Raw genomic sequence first — 17,121 nt, 5'->3', positions numbered from 1 at the left:
TGGATTTCCGTGCTCCGGATAGGCTGTCCGAATGACGCGAATCGAGCGGCCAAGGGACGTGACCGACGCTTTCGCCGGCGACCTCGCGGCGGACTCGCGCGAGCGGGCGGTAGGTGCCCTGCTGAAGATCCCGCCGCTGCGGAAGCTGTGGAGCGCCCAGCTCACCGGAGGCATCGCCGACCGGCTCGGCATGCTGGTGCTGATCTGGCTGACCGTGCAGGCAGCCGTCCTCGCTGGGTCCTTCGGCGGCGGCTACCGGGGCGCGGCCTTCGCCGTCGCCGCGGTGCTCGGCGTCCGGCTGGTGTCCACCCTGCTCTTCGGCGCCGTACTGCTCGGCCCGCTGTCGGCGCTCACCGCGACCGCCGGCGCCCTGGACCGCCGCTGGACCATGATCGGCGCGGACGGCGCACGGCTGGCGCTGTTCATCGTCGCCCCGCTGTGGATCACCTGGGTGCCGTCCTCCGCCGTCACCTGGCTGCTCGTCACCGCCTTCGTGGCCGGTATCGCCGAACGCCTGTGGACGGTCGCCAAGGACGGCGCGGCCCCCGGGCTGCTCCCGGTCCCGACCCCCGGCGACACGGCCGTACGCCCCGCCCCCGACCACCTCGCGACGCTCCACCGCCTCGACCTGCGCACCGGGTTCGTCGCCCTGCCGCTCGCCGCGGCCGCGCTCGTCGTCGTGACCCTGCTGAACAGCCTGCTCGCGCTCGGCGTGAACTGGTTCGACCTCCACCAGGTCGCGCTCTCCTCCTACGTCGCCGCCGGGCTGTTCTCCGCGTCCATCGCGGTGCTGTACTTCCTCGAACTGCCCGACAGCACGACGGTCCGCCCGCACTCCCCGCTCGAAGGCCTCCGGCTCCCCAAGGGACCCGACGGCTCGGAGCGCGGCCGCACGGGCGCCCTCCCGCTCCTCGTCCTGGCCACCGCGGGCGTGGCCGGCTCGATCGCCGCCGCCGTCGCCCTGTCGGTGCTGCACGCACTCGACCTCGGCTTCGGCCCGGTCGGCTTCGGACTCCTCGTCCTGGCACTGACCGCGGGCACCGTCACCGGCATCCGGGTCGGACCGCGCACCCTGCCGACCCTCTCGCGCCGCCGCCTGCTGGCCATCGCCATCGCCGTCACCGGCCTCGCGCTGCTGCTCACCGGACTGGTCCCCGACCAGACCACCGTCCTGCTGCTGGCGGCTCTCGCCGGTACGGCCGCCGGCGTCACCGCCAACACTGGCCACCTCCTCATCGAGCAGGAGGCCGAGGAGCAGCGCCGCGCGCGCACCACCGACCACCTGCACGCCGTCGTCCGCGTCGCGGTCGCCGTGGCCGCCATCGGCGCCCCGGTGCTCGCCGGACTCATCGGCCCGCACCGCCTCGCCAACGGCCACTTCACCTTCCAGCACGGCGGCGCCGCCTTCACGCTCATGCTGATCGGCGCGCTCCTGCTGCCGGTCGCCGCCCTCGTCCTGGGCAAGACCGACGACCGCCAGGGCGTACCGCTCCGCCGCGACCTGCGCGAGGCCCTGCGCGGCGGCGAGCCCGCCGCGGCACCCTCCGCCACCGGCTTCTTCATCGCCATAGAGGGCGGCGACGGCGCCGGGAAGTCCACCCAGGTCGAGGCGCTCTCCGAATGGATCCGCGCCAAGGGCCACGAGGTCGTCGTCACCCGCGAACCGGGCGCTACCGCCGTCGGCAAGCGGCTGCGCTCGATCCTGCTGGACGTCTCGTCCGCCGGCCTGTCGCACCGCGCCGAGGCGCTGCTGTACGCCGCCGACCGCGCGGAACACGTCGACTCCGTCGTCCGTCCCGCCCTGGAACGCGGCGCCGTCGTGATCTCCGACCGCTACATCGACTCCTCCGTCGCCTACCAGGGCGCCGGCCGCGACCTGGCTCCCACCGAGATCGCCCGCATCTCCCGCTGGGCCACCGACGGACTGGTCCCCAACCTGACGGTCCTCCTCGACGTCTCGCCCGAAGCGGCCCGCGAGCGCTTCACCGAGGCCCCGGACCGACTCGAGTCCGAGCCCGCCGAGTTCCACCAGCGGGTCCGCGCCGGCTTCCTGACCCCCGCCGCCGCCGACCCCTCCCGCTACCTCGTCATCGACGCCGGCCAGGAGCCCGAAGCGGTCACCACCGTCGTCAGGCACCGCCTCGACCAGGCACTGCCGCTCTCCCAGCAGGAGATCGACGCCCGCGAGGAAGCCCGCCGCCAGGCCGAGGAAGCCGCCCGCATCCGCGCCGAGGAAGAGGCGGCCCGGCTCGCCGAGGAAGCCCGCCTCGAAGCCGAACGCCAGGCCCAGCTCGCCCGGCTCCGCGAGGAGGAGGCCGAGCGCCAGCGGGAGGCCGAGGAGGCCGCCCGCCGCGAAGCCGCCGAGCAGGAGGCCGAAGCGGCCCGCCTGCGCGCCGAGGAGGCCGCCCGCCTCGCCGAGGAGGAACGGCTCCGGCTCGCCGCCGAGGCGGCCGCCCGTGCCGCAGAACAGGACCGGCTGCGCCGCCAGGCCGAGGAGGAGTCCCGGCTCCGCGCCGAGGCCGAGGCCCGCCGCCTGGAGAAGCAGCGCAAGGCCGAGGACGCCCTGCGCCGCGCCGAAGAGGCCCGCGCGGCAGCAGCCGCGGCCGCGGCGGCAGCGGCGGCAGCCGCCAGCAACACCACGCAGACCGTGGAGACCCCGAAGCCGGCGCCCAAGGCTCCGGAGGCGGAGACCACCGTCCTCCCGCAGGTTCCGAAGACCCCGGCAGCGGACGAGACCACCGTCCTCCCGAAGGTCCCCAAGGCCCCGGCCTCCGCCGCGGACAAGACATCCGTCCTCCCGAAGGTCCCCAAGACCCCGGCAGCGGACGAGACCACCGTCCTCCCGAAGGTCCCCAAGGCCCCGGCCTCCGCCGCGGACAAGACATCCGTCCTCCCGAAGGCCCCGGCAGCGGATGAGACGGCGGTCCTGCCGCCCGTCCGCCCGGAACCTGCGGACCGCAGCCCGGCCGACCGCGTCCCGCCGGGCTTCTTCCGCCCGGAGACGACCCCCGACAACGAGCGCACCCGCGAACTCCCCGCGATCAACCCCGACAAGGCCCCTCCGGCCCGCCGCCCCCGCTCCGACTGGGCCGAGGAAACCCCCCTCGACGACCTCCCCACCCTGGCGGACGAACTCCTGGGCTCCCACGACGACGAAGACGGCCCGAGGGGCCGGTAGCCCCCGACGGGGCGCGCGGGCACGACGGCGCCTTTCGCCTACCGGCGGGGGTGCGGGTAGGTAGGCGCCCGCGCCACCGTTGCGCCTGCGGCGGGCCGCGCCGACTCCGGCGGGGGTGCGGGTACGTCGGCGCCCGCTCCACCGTTGCGCCTGCGGCGGGCTTTTCCCACCCACCTGCCCAATGCCGGTACGGATGCACGTGCGTCGGGACCCGCCCGCCCACACCCGGGCGTTCCCCAAGACGCTCCCGGAGGGCCCGGGCGCCGGAGCCCACCACCGGCCCGCACACCAACCCGGCAGAATGGACCCCGTGCGGTACCTGATCCTCGGCACCACGGAAGCACGTGACCCCTCCGGCGCCCCCGTCCCCCTAGGCGGCAGCCGGCTCCGCGCCCTGCTCGCCGCCCTCGCCCTCCACGCCGACCGCCCCGTCTCCGCCGACGCCCTCATCGCAGAGGTCTGGGGCCCGGACGCCGACCTCCCGCACGATGCGAGCGGCGCGCTCCAAGCGCTCGTCTCCCGTCTGCGACGTGCCCTGGGCAAGGACGTCGTGACCTCCGGCCCCGGCGGCTACCGCCTCCTCACCGGACCCGGTGACGTCGACCTCCACGTCTTCGAGCGGCTCGCCGCAGAAGGCGCCGCAGCCCTCGACGCGGGCCACCCGGAGACCGCCGCGAGCAAACTGCGCGAGGCACTCGCCCTGTGGCGCGGCCCGGCGTTCGCGGATCTGCCGGACCGGCGGTCGGCGCCGGCCCGCCCCGAGGCGCTGCGCCTCACGGCGCTGCACCGCAGGATCGACGCGGACCTGGCCTGCGGACGCGCCGCCGAGACGCTGCCCCAGCTGCGGGAGCTGGTCGCGGACCACCCGCTGGACGAGCCGTTCCACGTACAGCTGATCAGGGCGCTGCGCGCCGCGCACCGCTCCGCGGACGCGCTCGTGGCGTACGAACAGGCCCGCAGGGCGCTCGCGGACCAGTTGGGCGCGGACCCGGGCCCGGAACTCCGCGCGCTGCACGCCCAACTCCTGGCAACGGACGAACCACCCGCACAAACCACCCCAGCCCCCACCCGCACCCCCACCCCCGCACCACCACCCCGACCACTCAAAGCCCCGCAGGGAAACCTCCGCCCAAGACTCACGAGTTTCGTCGGCCGCGAGCTCGAACTCCTCGAAATCCGGGCCGACGTGGCGCAGTCGCGCCTGGTGACGCTCACCGGACCCGGCGGCTCCGGTAAGACCCGTCTCTCGGAAGAGGCGGGTGCGGCGCTGACCGGCTCGGACTACCCGGACGGGGTCTGGATCGCGGAACTGGCCCCGCTCGACCATCCCGAAGCGGTGCCGCAGGCGGTCCTGAGCGCTCTCGGCCGCCGGGACACGACGATCTTCGGCGTGGCCCGCGAGGGCATCAAGGGTTCGGCAGGCGGCGCGGGCGCCGACCCCGGTGATCCGACCGTGCGCCTGCTGGAGCACTGCGCGCACCGCTGGCTGCTGCTCGTGCTGGACAACTGCGAGCATGTGATCGGCGCGGCGGCCGAGTTGGCGGCCGAACTGCTCGCCGCGTGCCCCGGCGTCACGGTGCTGGCGACGAGCAGGGAGCCGCTGGGAGTGCCGGGCGAGACGGTGCGCCCGGTGGAGCCGCTGTCGCCGACGACCGCGCACCGGCTGTTCGCCGAGCGCGCCGTGGCCGTGCGCCCGGGGTTCGACCCGGAGCAGGACGTGGCGGCCGTCGACGAGATCTGCCGCCGGCTGGACGGTCTGCCGCTGGCGATCGAACTGGCCGCGGCCCGGCTGCGCATGCTGTCCCCGCGGCAGATCGCCGACCGCCTGGACAACCGGTTCCGCCTGCTCACCAGCGGCAGCCGTACGCTCCTGCCGCGTCAGCAGACGCTGCGCGCGGTCGTCGACTGGAGCTGGGACCTGCTGTCGGAGGAGGAGCACTCGGCGCTGCGCAGCCTGAGCGTCTTCGCGGGCGGCTGGACGCTGGCCGCCGCCGAGGCGGTGGTCGGCGGGGACGACGTCATCGAGCTGATCGGCCAGCTGGTCGACAAGTCCCTGGTGGTCGCGGCACAGCCGGACAAGAACAACGAGGACGACGGCACAGAGACCGGCACCAGCACCGGCACCAGCACCGGCACCGGCACCGGTACGGGCACCAGCACCAGCACCGGCACCTCGATCCAGACCGAGGACGGCGTCCGCTACCGCTTCCTCGAGACGATCCACGAGTACGCGGCCGAACGCGCCCAGGAGCGCCCGCAGGAGCTCGCGGCGGCCGCCCGCCGCCACACCCACTACTTCCGGCGGTTCGTGCGGACCGCCGACCCGGAGCTGCGCACCACCCGCCAACTGGTGTGGCTGCGCCGGCTGGAGGCCGAGCTGGACAACATCCGCGCGGCACTGCAACGGGCGATCACGGCGCAGGACGAGGCGGACGCGCTGCCCCTGGCCGTCGACATGGGCTGGTTCTGGTGGCTGCGCAACTACCGGGAGGAGGGCGCCGGCTGGCTGGGACGGATCATCGAGATGAGCGAACCGGGCGAGCGGGACGACCCGTTCTTCTGGGCGCGGATGGACGCCCGGCTGCTGACGTTCTTCGTGAGTACGGACCACGCCTCGGAGGAGTTCCTCAACACCCGTCCGGTGCAGGAGACGGCCGCGCTGATCGCCGATGTGTACGGGGACGCGGGGGCGGCCTCGGCCCGCTTCCCTGGCCTGCTGTGGCCGATCGCGAGCTACGTCGGCGGCGGACGTCTGGCGATCCGCGAGTGCACGGACTCCGTCGTCGCCAACTGCCGTGAGTACGGGGACGACTGGGCGCTCGCGGCCGCCCTGATGTTCCGTACGCACGTCACCATCGACCTGCCCGGCGGACTGGCCCGTGCCACCGACGACTGGAACGAGCTGACGGTCCTCAGCGGCCGCGTCGGCGACCGCTGGATGCTCGCGCAGGTGCATGGCGCGCGCGCCGAGATGGAGGTCATGTGGGGCGAGTACGCGGCGGCCCGCGCCGACTTCGAGGCGGCGCTCCGGCTCGGCGAGGAGCTGGGCGCCCGCGCCGAGGGGCCGTTCCTCGTCGGGCGGATGGCCGAGCTGGCCATCCGTTCGGGTGATGACGCGGAGGCCGAGAAGCTCTGCCGCCGGGCCGAGGAGGGGGCGGAGCAGTTCGGGGTGATGGACGCGCGGAACTACGTCCGCGCCCTGTCCGCGTGGCTGTCGCTGCGCCGCGGCGATGTGCAGCGGGCCCGTGAGCTGTGCGTGCTGGCCCGTGACGAGGCGAGCCAGGGCACTCCGCCACCGGTCTTCGCGGTGGTTCTCGCCGGTCTCTTCGCCCGGATCGCGGCCGCGGAGGGCGATCCGCGGGACGCGCTGAACCAGGTCAGTGGCGCGGTGCGGCTGGGCATCGACACGGGCTCCACGGAGCCGATGATCGCGGGCCTGCTGGAGTACGGGTCCGAGCTCCTCGTCGAGCTGGGCGAGCCGGGGGCCGCCGCACGGCTGCACGGGGCGTCGTCGGCGCTGCGCGGGCCGCTGCTGCCGCGTACGGTCCCGGAGACGGTGAGCTTCCGCGGGGCGGAGGCGGGTGCGCGTGCCGTGCTGGGCGACGCCGGGTACGAGGCCGCGTACGCGGAGGGCGAGGGACTGGACCTGGACGCCACGGCCGCCACCCTCGCGGCGGCGGCAGCCTCCGCCACGGCCGCCACCCTCGCGGCGGCGGCGGCAGCCAGCGCCCCGGCCCCCGCTTCCGCCCCGGCCCCCGCTTCCGCCACCGCCGGGGAATAGCTCCGTACCGGCCACCGTTGCTGAATATTGATCATTCAAGCAATTTGGGAGTGTCCGTGAAGGTCGAGATCTACAGCGACATCGCCTGCCCGTGGTGCCACGTCGGCAAGGCCCGCTTCGAGCGCGCCCTCGCCGCCTTCCCGGGGGCCGCGTCCGTCGAAGTGGTCTACCGGCCGTTCCAGCTCGACCCGGCCGCCCCCGAGAAGCCGCAGCCGCACCGCGAGGTGCTGGCCGCCAAGTACGGGCCCCAGGCCCTCGCCATGGACGAGAAGATCACCCAGCTCGGCGCGGCCGAAGGCCTGACCTTCGACTTCGACACCGTGGTCGAGAACAACTCGCTGCTCGCCCACCGCCTGCTGCGTTTCGTGCTCGACACCTACGGCCACGCCGCGCAGGCGCGCCTCAAGGGCCGGCTCCTGGACGCCCACTTCGGCGAGGGTCTGGACATCGGCGACCGCGAGCGCCTCGCCGACGCCGCCGTGGCCGTCGGCCTGGACCGGGCGCCGGTCGCCGCGTTCCTCGCCGGCGACGACCTCGTCGACGAGGTGACCGGGGAGATCGACGAGGCCCGGCAGCTCGGCATCACGGCCGTCCCGACCTTCGTCTTCGAGGGCACGTGGATGGTCCAGGGCGGCCAGGAGACGTCCACGTTCCTCCGCGCCCTGGAACAGGTAGCGAAGGAGACCGGAACGGTCGTGACGGACCAGGACGGCGGCGTGTGCGCCGATGGAGCCTGCGAGGTCCCGGCGAAGGACCACGACCACTGAGGCCGCCTTCCCTGCCGATGCCCTGCCGATCAGGAACGGCCCCTACTGGCAGCTGATCCTGGACTGGGCCCAGTCCGCCACGTTCACGAACTGGTAGCGCTCGGCGGACTCGACGACCAGCCGGATCGTCTTCTGCCCGGCGATCCCGACACTCACCGGCACCGCCGCGTCGCCCCCGCGCACCACCTGCGACCGCCACAGCCGCCCGTTGTCGCCGTAGACGGAGAAGCGGACCGCGCCCAGCCCCATGGTCATGTCGTCGACACCGGCCAGTGCGTCGTACGTCGTGCAGCTGCGGTTGAGGTCGATGAGCACGGACGACGGGGAGCGGACGGTGATGCCGTGTTCGTACTCCTCGCCGCCGATGTTCAGGCCCCAGCGGTCCCAGACCCAGCTGCTGCGCCCGAGCCGCACCGTCGGCTTCGTGTTGTCACCGATCCCGCTCCACCCCAGCTGATTGACCTGGAAGACCGTGGGAGCGGGGGGCGGGGCGGGAGTGGGTGTGGGGGTCGGCTCGGGCGTGGGCTTCGGGGCGGGTGACGGCGTGGGGGAGGGCGACGGCTTCGGCTTCGGCTGAGCAACGGGAACGGCGGGCTTCGGCGTCGGCTTCGGCGCCGGCGGCTTCGGTGCCACCCTCGGCGGCTCGGGGCTCGGCTTCGGCTTCGGGGGCGGCGTCGGCGGCGGTGTGGTGACGGGCGCCACCACCGCCGGCTTGGCCTGCGGCTTCGGCGCTGGCGCGTCATGCCCGATGTTCATCGCGGCGAACGCGATACCGGCGGCGGCGACCACCACGGCCGCCACGATCCCGGCCTTCACGGGCGCGCCGAGACCCTCGGCCGCGGCGCCTCCGCCGGCGGCGCCGGCTCCCGCACCGCCACCCGACGCGGCACCCGTGGCGGCGGCTGCCGCACCTCCGGCGGCACTCGCCACTCCGACACCCGCCACGATGCCGGCCACCTTCGCCGCGTACGCGGCGGCGAACCAGCCGATGACCGCGACCGGCAGCAGGCCCTTGAGCGCCGAGTTGACATCGGCCAGTTCCAGCGCCGCCGCCCGGCACCGTTCGCACTCCTTGAGGTGCTTGCTCAACTCCCGGTCCGCCCGCATCCGCAGACCGCCGCGCGCATGCGCGCCCAGCCGGTCGGCGTAGCGCGCGCAACTGCTCCCGGTGGTCAGCGTCGAGCTCACGTGCGCCTGCAGATAGGCCTGCCGCAGACCCTCGCGGGCCCGGTGCGCCAGTACTGCCGTGGCGTTGGCCGTCAGGCCGAGCAGCGGGGCGATCTCGCTCGGCGACTCCTCCTCGACGGCGGTGTGCCACAGCACCGTCTGCCACCGCTCGGGCAGCGTACGGAACGCCCGGATGGCCAGCGACTGCTCGGCGTCGTGCATGGCGCGGACGTCCGCGCCCAGGTCCAGCGTGTCCTCGTTCGTGGACGAACCCGCCGCCGACACCGCGAACACCGCGAAGTCCTCGACGAGTTGCTCGCGCCGGGCGGTGTTGCCCCAGGACGCGGCGACGCGCCGGACCGTCGTCAACAGGTAGGCGCGCACCGCCGAGTCCGGACCGCTGCCGCCGCGCACCGCCTGGAGCGTGCGCGCGAAGACCTCGCCGGTCAGGTCCTCGGCGGTGTGCGCGTCCCGGCAGCAGCTGCGGGCATAGCGGCGTACCGAATCGGCGTGCCGCCGGTACAGCTCCTCGTACGAGCTGTCGTCACCACCGCGTACCCGGGCGACCAGATCGGCGTCCGACAGCGGTACGTGGGACTCCGGTTCACGCTGCTCGGGAACCCGGCGCGATGGCAGTCCGCCGCCCGCTTCCGCACTTGCAGCAGCGTTCGACTCGCCGTTTGCCTCGTCCACCGCGCCAGGGTGTCACACCATGTGCATCCCGAGATATGCCGCGACAGGGAACCACTCGTCCGGGGAGCTTTCGCTCACCGGTCCTTCACCATTGATCGCCTTTTCACCCGGTCTACTCGGCCGGGGCCGTGCTCCAACTGAGCGTGGACGGGGCCGAAGGGCCCTCCGCGGCCGCGGAGGACGGGCGTGAGCGCAGTCCGTCCAGCAGGATCTCCAGCAGCCGTGCCGACGCCGCCGCCTGCTGTGCCGGATCGGGCAGCGAGGGCGCCGCGGTGGCTATCACCAGCAGCACGTCTGCCACCGAGACATCACCCCGCAGTTCGCCCGCCGCCCGCGCCCGGTCGACGAGCTGGCCGACGACCTCCAGCAGCGCGGGAATCCCGGCGTCGTCCGCTTCCCCGGCACCGTCGGGAACGGCCGCGTCGAGCACCGGAGCCGAGCCGGCCGACGTGCCCGCCGACGTGCCGAGGGAAGTGCCGGATGATCCGTCGGCCGACGGATCGGCCACCGGCGCCGGATCCGCGAGTCCAGTCGACAGTTCGCCCGGCTCCACCGCCACGCTCAGCGGCGCCCGCTGCTGCGGAACCCGCGCCGCCTCGTCCGACAGCCCGGAATGCGCGGGCAGCCCGGACAGTGCGGAAACAGCCGCCTCGACGGCGAACCCGGATCCACCGGAGCCGCCTGGCGCCGCCGGCACCCCGGACACCCCGGTCCTGACCCGCAGCACCTGCGGCGGCAGCAGCCGCCCGGCACCCGAGGCCACCGAGGTCCGCAGGAAGCGCGCCAGCGCCGACCACGCCTCGTTCTCCTGCCCGAGAGCGGTCCTCGCCTGCTCGGTCAGCCGGGAGGTCTCCTCCTCGGCGATCCGTCGCACCAGTACGTCCTTGCTCGGGAACCGCCGGTACACGGTGCCGACGCCGACGCGCGCACGGCGTGCCACGTCCTCCATCGGCGCCCCGTAGCCCAGCTCCCCGAACACCTCACGCGCGGCCCTCAGCACATGTTCCAGATTGCGCTGGGCGTCCACCCGCAGCGGGGTCGCGCGGCTGCTGCCGCCGTTACCCTCCGCGCCTGCCGCTACCGTCCATTGAGAGTCCTGAATGTGCATATGTGTATCCCCCGGTTATGACGTCTCCCCCCGGAGACTCCCCACCCGTAATGATCATCGGCGCACGACGAACGTACCCCGATGGAGTACGAACATAGTTGAGCCGAGGTCAGGAAAGAAGGGGGTCCGTTCCGCCCGGCGCGTCCCCGATCGGAGTAGCGGGTCCGACTGTTCTTCTTTCACCGGCTTTGCCCGGTCAACGACACATCCCTGACCTGCCGGATCCGGGTATCCGGTGAATCACTGCGGTACGCCCTGTGGACAAACGTCCTTCATCCATTGCGTCATGGAGCAATGACGGAGTCGGCAGCCCAGTCAAGAGCCAGGACCAGCCCGCGCATTCTCGTGATCGGCGGGGGATACGTCGGTATGTACACCGCCCTGCGCCTGCAGCGGAAGCTGAAGCGCGGCGAAGCGGAAGTGATCGTCGTCGACCCGCAGCCCTATATGACCTATCAGCCGTTCCTCCCCGAGGCGGCCGCCGGGTCGATCTCCCCCCGGCATGTCGTGGTGCCGCTGCGGCGGGTGCTGAGCAAGTGCCAACTGGTGGTGGGCGAGGCGACGCACATCGACCACGCCAAGCGGGTCGCGACCGTGGCGACCCTGGCCACCGAGGAGGAGGGCACCTCCGGGATCGAGATCCCGTACGACCACCTCGTCCTCGCCCCCGGCTCCGTCTCCCGCACGCTGCCCATCCCGGGCCTCGCCGAGTTCGCCATCGGCTTCAAGACCGTCGAGGAAGCCATCGGCCTGCGCAACCACGTCCTGGAGCAGCTCGACATCGCCTCCTCGACCCGCGATGTCGACGTACGGGACGCCGCGCTCACCTTCGTTTTCGTCGGCGGCGGCTACGCGGGCGTCGAGGCACTCGCCGAGCTCGAGGACATGGCCCGCTACGCCACGCGGTACTACCACAACCTGCGCCCCGAGGACATGAAGTGGGTGCTCGTCGAGGCCACCGAGAAGATCCTCCCCGAGGTCGGTGAGGAGATGGGCAAGTACGCCATCCGGGAGCTGCGCGCCCGCAACATCGACCTGCGGCTCGGCACCCGGCTGGACTCGTGCGAGAACCGGGTCGCGGTCCTCTCCGACGGCACGCGGCTGCCCACCCGCACCGTCGTCTGGACCGCGGGCGTCAAGCCGCACCCGATCCTCGCCGCCACCGACCTGCCGCTGAACGAGCGCGGCCGGCTCAAGGGCACCGCCACCCTCATGATCGACGGCGTCGAGGGCGCCTGGGCGGCCGGCGACGCCGCGGCCATTCCGGACCTGACGGCGGAGGAGCCCGGCAAGGAGTGCGCCCCCAACGCCCAGCACGCCGTCCGCCAGACCAAGGTGCTGGCCGAGAACATCCTCGCGTCGCTGCGCGGACAGCCGATGAAGGAGTACCGGCACAAGTACGTCGGATCCGTCGCCTCGCTAGGCCTGCACAAGGGCGTCGCCCACGTCTACGGACGCAAGCTCAAGGGCTATCCCGCGTGGTTCATGCACCGGACCTACCACCTCAGCCGGGTGCCCACGTTCAACCGCAAGGCGCGGGTGCTCGCCGAGTGGACACTGTCCGGTCTTTTCAAGAGGGAAATCGTTTCGCTGGGCTCGCTGGAACACCCGCGCGCCGAGTTCGAACTGGCCGCGGGAGGGCTCCCCAAGCCGGACGCGCCCTGAGCCACGCGATTCCCCCCGGGCCGCGGGTCGGCCACACTGGGCGTGTGACCATGTGTGCGCCAGCACCTGCAAAGCGTGACAAATACGAGGAATCGGACGTTTGCTGAATTCTCCCGGGGAGCGACCCCCCGTACCCCCGCGCGGAGCCAGGCGGTCCGGGCTGCCCCGAACAACGCCGCGAGGTGGAGCTCGGTGAACCTCACCCGCTGGAGCGCCCGGCTCCCCGGCACGCAGCGCCGTACGGCCGCGGCCGGGCGTACGCCCGACGCCGCACCCGCCGCCCCGAACGCGCCGACGGCCGGCGGAGCCGTGCCCGCGGCCCGCGCCGAGCACCCGGAAGCGCCGGCGTGCGCCGTCGACGCGCTCTCCGTCCACGACGTCCTCAGCCAGGTCCCGGCACTGATCGCCATCACCTACGGTGCCGCGCACCGCATCGCGTACGTCAACGAGGCGTACACCGAGGTCTTCGGCGCCCGCAGAACGGGTGAACCCGCCCGCGAAGGACTTCCCGAGCTCGACGAGCTCGGGCTGCTCCCGCTCATGGACCAGGTGCACCGCAGCGGCAAACCGCGCACCGTCAAGGCGCGCAAGGTCACCCTCCCCGACCGGGACCGCTACTTCACCTTCACCTGCACGCCGGTGCACACCGGCGCGGGCCACGACGGCACACCGGGCGCCCCCGGCGCGCCAGGCACCCACGGCGCCGCGCACACCACCGCTCACAGCGCCGCCCACGGCACCCAGGACGTCCCCGAGGCCAAGCGCGGCGTCCTGGTCTTCGCCGCCGACGTCACGGACCAGGTACAGGCCGCCGAGCGCCTCCGGGAGAGTGAACGCCGGCTGCACGCCACCGCCGTCACCCTCCAGCGCAGCCTGCTGCCGCAGGAGCTGGAGCAGCCCGACGATCTGCGGGTCGCCGCCACGTACCAGCCCGGCGGCACCGACGCCGCGGTCGGCGGCGACTGGTACGACGTGATCACCCTCGGCGCCGGTCGCACGGCGCTCGTCATCGGCGACGTCATGGGCCGCGGCGTCCGCGCCGCCGCCGTGATGGGCCAGCTCCGCACCGCGGTCCGCGCCTACGCGCGGCTCGACCTCCCGCCGCACGAGGTCATCCAGCTGCTCGACGGCCTCGCCTCCGAGATCGACGCCACCCAGATCGCCACCTGCGTCTACGCGGTCCACGACCCCAGCGAGGGGCGGCTCTCGTACGCCACCGCCGGCCATCTGCCGATCCTCGTCCGCGACCCCGAGGGCCAGGTGCACCGCACCGACGAGCCGACCGGCCCGCCGCTGGGCACCGGCGGCTGGGTGCACACCTCCGGATCCATCCCGCTCGGCCCCGGCTCCATGGCGGTGCTCTACACCGACGGCCTGGTCGAGCGGCGCGGCGAGGACATCGACGTCGGCATCGACTCCCTGATGAGCGCCTTCGCCGGCGCCACCGGCACCCCACAGGTCATCTGCGACCGGCTGCTGCGCGCGCTCGGCGTGACCTCCGAGCACGACGACGACGTCGCCGTCCTGGTCCTGCAGTACCCGGACCACACCGGCGCCGACGCCGAGCTCTTCCGCAACGCCTCGCTGGAACTCCTCGGCGGCATCGAGGCGGCGCCCCGCGCCCGCGCCTTCGCCACCGGCGTCCTGTCCAGCTGGCGCTTCCCCGCGGAACTGCGTGACCTCGGCGTTCTCGCCGCCAGCGAGCTGGTCGCCAACTCGCTGCAGCACGGCACCCCGCCGATGAAGCTCCGGCTCCGGCGCACCGACCGCCGGCTCATCATCGAAGTCACCGACGGCGACGACCACCTGCCGCGCCGCCGCCGCGCGGAGCCGGCCGACGAGGCCGGCCGCGGCATCTCGATCATCGCCACGATCGCCTCCAGCTGGGGCTCCCGCCGGACGCCCGGCGGCGGCAAGGCCGTCTGGTGCGAGTTCGCCCTTCCACGCGCCTGAGAACGACAGCTGCCCCGGCCGATCGGCCGGGGCAGCGTCCTACTCAGTCTTCGCCCTCTTCGCGGTCTGTGCGAAGGGGGCGTTCCTCGGCCGCTCAGCCCCCGACGGAGGCCTCGACCGGCCGGCCGGTCACCAGCGGGCGGTCGGCCGCCAGCGGCTCACGCGGCGCCGGAACGACGGCGTGCGGGTTGTCCTGGGCGGGAGTGAGCCCGCGGCCCATCCGCAGCGCCAGCCACGTGATGCCGAGCGAGAACGCGATCAGCATGCCGATGTAGGCACCCCACATCCCGGCCCCGGCCATCAGCCCGCCCACCGCCGGCCCGACCGCGAGGGCGAGCTGCTTCACGAGGGCGAACGCCGAGTTGTACTGCCCGATCATCCGCGCCGGCGCCAGATCGGCGACGAGCGGAGCGACGGTCGGCGACAGCATCGCCTCGCCGAGCCCGAAGAGCGCGTACGTGGAGATCAGCGTCACCGTCGCCACCGCGTGGCTCCCGTGCAGCAGACCCGAGACACCCGCCGCGACCCAGGCGACCGTCCAGATCAGCCCGACCGCCGCGATGACCCGGCTGCGCCGCCGCCGCTCGATCTTCTTCAGGATCAGGAACTGCGCAGCGACGATGACGGCCGTGTTCGCCGCGAGGGCGATTCCGAGCGTCGCCGGCTGAATGCGGGTGACCTCGGTCGCGAAGGCCGCCAGGCCCGACTCGAACTGTCCGTAGCAGGCGAAGAACATCACGCCGCCGAGCACGCACAGCTGCACCATGGCCCGGTCCCTGACCAGCATCCGCCAGCCGCCCGGGGCCTTGTCCGTCGGTGCGCACTCGATGCGCGACGTCCTCGGCAGCCGCACGGTACAGACCACCGCGCCGAGCACCAGGAACATCACGGCCTCGATCGAGAACAGCAGCGTGAAGCTGCCGGGCCGCGAGGTGTCGACCATCAGGCCGCCGATGAGGCCGCCGATGCCCAGACCGAGGTTGTTGAGGAAGAACTGCGTCGCGAAGGCCCGCGAGCGGGTCTTGGTGGTGGAGCACCACACGATGAGTGTGGCGAGCGACGGCGCGATGATCGCGACCCCGGCGCCCATGACGGCCGACGCCGCGACCACGGTCACCGCGGTCGACGCGAGGCCGAAGCCCATCGCGCCGATGGCGGCGAGCACCGCACCGGTCATGGCCACGGGCAGCGGCCCTCGCTGGTCGATGGCCCGGCCGGTGAACGGCAGCACGCAGAGCGCGGCCACGGCATAGGCGGCCAGCACCACCCCGGCCGTCGTCGCACCAAGATCCCGTACCTGTGCCACGTAAATGAACAGGAACGGGACCGTGAAGCCGTTGCCGAACGCGCTCAGCGCGTTGCCCAGCTGGATCCGGCGCAGAGCCGCGCCCATCTCGGTGGTCACACTCACCTACCTCGGTTGTCGTTGAGTCTCGAAGACTTCAAAGTTAAAGTTAGAAGCTAAAGAGTACACACAGAAGGGCTTTAGCGCCAAGCCGTTACGTGCCATACTCGGGCCATGCCCGCAGCAGACGGTCCCGCCAGTCCCCCGCAAGAGCTGGACCTCGACGAACAGATCGCGGCCTACCAGCGCGAATTTCCCGAGGTGGACCCCCAGGTCGAGAAGGTCGTCACGGCCCTGGGCCGGCTCAACCGCCGGATGAACGTCGGCTACGGCCGGCACCTCTCGGCCCTCGGCATCAGCAACGCCGAGTGGGAGGTCCTCAAGGCCCTCGTCGTCGTCGGCAAGCCGTACCGCCTCGGCCCCGGCGATCTCGCCAAGCGCCTCGGCCTCACCCCGGCCGCCATGACCCACCGCATCGACCGCATGGTCACGGAGGGCCTGGTCACCCGGGACCGCGACGAGTCCAACCGCGTACGCGTCATCGTCGAGCTGACGGACGAGGGCCGCGGCAAGTGGCTGGAGACCATGCGCATGGCCGCCGCCTTCGAGGCCGATCTGCTCCAGGACCTCTCCACGGACGAACGAGCGGTGCTGGGCGAAGTGCTCCAGCGCCTGCTGCGCCGCGTGGAGGTGGCTCAGCCGGACGCCGGCGGCCGGCTGGAAGACCTCGACTGACGGTGTCCCGGCAGGCTCTCAGCGCGGCTCTCAGGGGGGCTTCGCAGGGCGGACGGGCGGGGGTTGACACCCTGCGGATGGATGCGTAGTGTTCTCCGAGTTGCCCGCCGGTGAACGCCGACGCGAGTCGGTCCCGAGGCAGCCACTCCAGATGACAACCATTCGAACGAACGACGCTCTGTCGTCTTGTTTTCGTGCGCGTTTTCGGAATGGGAACGGAAAGCAGCCGATTGGATCGGAAGCCGAAGTTCCGCTAAAGTTTCACTCGTCGGAAGGGCTCAACGGCCCCGATGACAAACCCCGCTGACTGGGAGTCAGGCCCGAAAGGTTCTGATAGAGTCGGAATCGCCGGAAAACGCGAAAGCGAAGAAGGCGAAACCCGCTGACTGGGAATCGGGCGTGAAAGCGTCTGATAGAGTCGGAAACACGAAGGGAAGCCCGGAGGGCGCCGGTGACGGCACCAAAGGAAGCGTCCGTTCCTTGAGAACTCAACAGCGTGCCAAAAGTCAACGCCAGACTTAAAACACCCCGGGCGGAACCCATTCGGGTTTCGTTTGGTGGTTCCTTTGAAAAAGTCCTTCCGCCCTCCGGTCCTTCGGGACGGGAACTGGTGGGAGGCAATTACACAGCGAGGACGCTGTGCACCACGGGCCTTATTCCGGCCGGTGGTGCCGCTCTTGCGTGGAGACATTCACGGAGAGTTTGATCCTGGCTCAGGACGAACGCTGG

Annotated in this window: 9 protein-coding genes; 6 read left to right on the top strand and 3 right to left on the bottom strand. The window is 72.6% G+C overall.

Annotation, left to right across the window (positions count from 1 at the left end):
- Positions 1–31: 31 nt before the first annotated feature.
- From tmk to G3I60_RS40485, 3 genes are all read left to right on the top strand, one after another.
- Positions 32–3,178, top strand: a complete 3,147-nt coding sequence (gene tmk / locus G3I60_RS40495) for a dTMP kinase (protein ID WP_164608454.1) — start codon at positions 32–34, stop codon at positions 3,176–3,178.
- Positions 3,179–3,488: 310 nt separating this feature from the next.
- Positions 3,489–6,959: a BTAD domain-containing putative transcriptional regulator gene (locus G3I60_RS40490; RefSeq protein WP_343242006.1), complete on the top strand. Its 3,471-nt coding sequence runs from the start codon at positions 3,489–3,491 to the stop codon at positions 6,957–6,959.
- Between the two features lie 56 nt (positions 6,960–7,015).
- The gene (locus tag G3I60_RS40485) at positions 7,016–7,726 is read left to right on the top strand and encodes a DsbA family oxidoreductase (protein ID WP_164298754.1); all 711 of its coding nucleotides are present in this window, start codon (positions 7,016–7,018) and stop codon (positions 7,724–7,726) included.
- A gap of 42 nt (positions 7,727–7,768) precedes the next feature.
- On the opposite strand, the gene G3I60_RS40480 is transcribed toward G3I60_RS40485, so the two are convergent.
- Positions 7,769–9,529: a sigma-70 family RNA polymerase sigma factor gene (locus G3I60_RS40480; protein WP_203675088.1), complete on the bottom strand. Its 1,761-nt coding sequence runs from the start codon at positions 9,527–9,529 to the stop codon at positions 7,769–7,771.
- Between the two features lie 169 nt (positions 9,530–9,698).
- Positions 9,699–10,694: a TetR/AcrR family transcriptional regulator gene (locus tag G3I60_RS40475; protein ID WP_239070896.1), complete on the bottom strand. Its 996-nt coding sequence runs from the start codon at positions 10,692–10,694 to the stop codon at positions 9,699–9,701.
- A gap of 294 nt (positions 10,695–10,988) precedes the next feature.
- Here G3I60_RS40475 and G3I60_RS40470 point away from each other — a divergent pair, with 294 nt between their 5' ends.
- Together G3I60_RS40470 and G3I60_RS40465 are read left to right on the top strand one after the other, a co-directional pair.
- Positions 10,989–12,359 carry an NAD(P)/FAD-dependent oxidoreductase gene (locus tag G3I60_RS40470; RefSeq protein WP_164298758.1) on the top strand — a complete coding sequence of 457 codons (1,371 nt, stop codon included), beginning with the start codon at positions 10,989–10,991 and terminating at the stop codon, positions 12,357–12,359.
- Positions 12,360–12,551: 192 nt separating this feature from the next.
- Entirely contained in the window at positions 12,552–14,312 is a 1,761-nt protein-coding gene (locus G3I60_RS40465) for a SpoIIE family protein phosphatase (RefSeq protein WP_138359287.1), read from the top strand.
- Positions 14,313–14,406: 94 nt separating this feature from the next.
- Here G3I60_RS40465 and G3I60_RS40460 read toward each other — a convergent pair whose 3' ends face one another.
- The gene (locus tag G3I60_RS40460; protein WP_138359285.1) at positions 14,407–15,717 is read right to left on the bottom strand and encodes an MFS transporter; all 1,311 of its coding nucleotides are present in this window, start codon (positions 15,715–15,717) and stop codon (positions 14,407–14,409) included.
- A gap of 114 nt (positions 15,718–15,831) precedes the next feature.
- Between G3I60_RS40460 and G3I60_RS40455 the strand changes: the two genes are divergently transcribed.
- Positions 15,832–16,392: a MarR family winged helix-turn-helix transcriptional regulator gene (locus G3I60_RS40455; protein WP_138359283.1), complete on the top strand. Its 561-nt coding sequence runs from the start codon at positions 15,832–15,834 to the stop codon at positions 16,390–16,392.
- Positions 16,393–17,121: the final 729 nt, after the last annotated feature.

The organism is Streptomyces sp. SID13666, from assembly GCF_010548325.1.
Lineage (GTDB): Bacteria > Actinomycetota > Actinomycetes > Streptomycetales > Streptomycetaceae > Actinacidiphila > Actinacidiphila fildesensis.
Note: the sequence above shows the minus strand (reverse complement) of the source record. Positions and strands in the feature narration are given on the sequence as shown.

Excerpts from the sequence above, each read along its gene's own strand:
- tmk (WP_164608454.1), top strand. The coding sequence starts at position 32 with ATGACGCGAATCGAGCGGCCAAGGGACGTGACCGACGCTTTCGCCGGC.
- G3I60_RS40455 (WP_138359283.1), top strand. The coding sequence starts at position 15,832 with ATGCCCGCAGCAGACGGTCCCGCCAGTCCCCCGCAAGAGCTGGACCTC.
- G3I60_RS40475 (WP_239070896.1), bottom strand. The coding sequence starts at position 10,694 with ATGCACATTCAGGACTCTCAATGGACGGTAGCGGCAGGCGCGGAGGGT.
- G3I60_RS40470 (WP_164298758.1), top strand. The coding sequence starts at position 10,989 with ATGACGGAGTCGGCAGCCCAGTCAAGAGCCAGGACCAGCCCGCGCATT.